2 protein-coding genes are annotated in these 1,879 nt (G+C 55.9%); both read left to right on the top strand.

Annotated features, from left to right (window positions below; all coding sequences use genetic code 11):
- Window positions 1-666: serine hydrolase domain-containing protein (locus ABJQ89_RS17585; RefSeq protein ID WP_348497457.1), on the top strand; the 666-nt coding region annotated here is incomplete at its 5' end.
- 230 nt (window positions 667-896) lie between these two features.
- Window positions 897-1,769 (top strand): helix-turn-helix domain-containing protein, encoded by an 873-nt coding sequence (locus ABJQ89_RS17580; protein WP_348497456.1) that lies wholly within the window; start codon window positions 897-899, stop codon window positions 1,767-1,769.
- Window positions 1,770-1,879: the final 110 nt, after the last annotated feature.

Genomic DNA, 1,879 nt, shown 5'->3' with positions numbered 1-1,879 from the left:
TTCACCGAAGATTATCTGGACGACGCTGATGGCTATGCGCGGTATCGGCGCGCGACCGCTTGGAACCCGCCGATTGCCGACGATATCGACGCGCATTTGATGAGCTTTCTACGCTCTATCCAAAAGGGTGAACCTGCGCATGGAACGGTGCATGCCTATCGCTCGCCCAATACAGATTTGGCAGGCGTCGTGCTGGAACGTGCCGCAGGCACGCGTTTGAACCAACTGCTGTCTGATCTCCTTTGGAAACCTGCTGGTACGCGTAGTGATGCAATGATGTCCGTCGACCGGCTCGGCGTTGCGCGCGCGGCGGGCGGTATGTCCACAACAGCCCGCGATCTCGCCCGTATTGGTGAGCTGGTGCGCATGAATACAGGAGCGGTCGTGCCCAAAAGCTGGATTGAGGATCTCTGGACCGGAGGGAATCACGATATCTGGAAAGCCAGCGATCAGGGGGACATATTCCCAAAGGGTCGATACAGAAGTTATTGGTACAGCACAGGAGAAGGCGAGCTGGCCGCGATTGGTATTCATGGGCAATGGATGTGGATTGATCCCGAAAACGAGGTCGTCATCGTCAAACAATCGAGCGATCCGTTGCCGACAGATGAAAGTAATGAGCAACCAACAATCAATATGCTTCGGAAAGTTGCGACGTCGATCTAAACGACTCTGCAACTTATTAGCGTTGCCCAAGACAAGTTGGCGGGCAAACAGGCTAAAAACTGCGCGAGCAAAGAAAAAATGTCTTGAACTGGTAGGCCCGGCAGGCAGAGCACAAATTCACGAGAACAATATGTTAGGCTGACGAACTGCAAAAACACGGCCTTTGATATCATTGCGATTATTCGACATGTGACGAACCTTTTTTCGCATTCGTTCGGCGGTTCAAAGCCATGAGTGGCATGGCATTGATCTGGGCCGCGAATGTCAAAGGTTTGAAACCTGCCGCGAAGATCGTGCTGATCCAACTGGCAGACTTCCACAACAAAGAGACTGGTCAGTGTAACCCAAGCGCAAAGAGGTTGGCGGACGAATGTGAGATGGGCCGCGCAACGCTGTTTCGTCACATGACGACGTTGGAGGAGTGCGGGCTTGTCACGCGCCATGCTCGTGGAGATGGTGATGGCGGGCGAGGGTCTAACCAATACGAGCTGCACCTCGATATTACCCTTGGCCCCAGTTCGCGCCCGAAGGGCGGGGCGAGCGGTCCCAATGGGGTTGTGTCTCAAAATGAGACGGGGGGAAACGTCTCAAAAAACAGGGGGAAAAGTCCCAAGGGTGAGACGGGGGTAGTCTCAAATCGGGACACGAACCTTACCATTGAACCTAAGAAAGAACCTCCTTCGCGCGAGCGCGAGGCGGCGGCGGATGAGAAGATTTTAGCGGCGTATCCACCAGACCGGGTACGCGGTAGAGCAGCCTGCTGTGCCGATATCGAAAAGGCCGTGAAGGAAGGGATCGCACCGGAGGACTTGCGGCAGGCGGTCCAAGCCTACGCGAACGAAAGCGCAGGTTTCACCCGCTCTAAGGTCTGTTTTTCGGACAACTGGTTTCAGTCGCGGCGTTGGCAGGGCTATGTCGAGAAACAGGCAGAAGACCGAGAAAAGGCGGCAGCTTTGCAAGCTGATCACCACGCGCGTCTGGCCTGCTGGATCAGTGATCGCAGCCCGATGTGCAAACACATCACGGCAAAGCAGATCGACGGATTGCTGGCGTCGAAGCTGGTGACGCAGGCCCAAATCCAAGCCGCTGGCCTCAGATCATGACCGCTACCGATCCCACTGAAGAGCAAACAGCAAGGCGACCCATGTCATACGCTGGCGCTGCTGACACGGGACCTTGCGAGGGGCGGCAAGCCTCCCCTTCGAACCCCACC

The sequence above is a fragment of the Planktotalea sp. genome, from assembly GCF_039984035.1.
In the GTDB taxonomy this organism is placed as follows: Bacteria; Pseudomonadota; Alphaproteobacteria; order Rhodobacterales; family Rhodobacteraceae; genus Planktotalea.
The sequence above is the reverse complement of the archived record's forward strand: the minus strand, read 5'-3'. Positions and strand labels throughout refer to the sequence as shown.

Excerpts from the sequence above, each read along its gene's own strand:
- ABJQ89_RS17580 (WP_348497456.1), top strand. The coding sequence starts at position 897 with ATGAGTGGCATGGCATTGATCTGGGCCGCGAATGTCAAAGGTTTGAAA.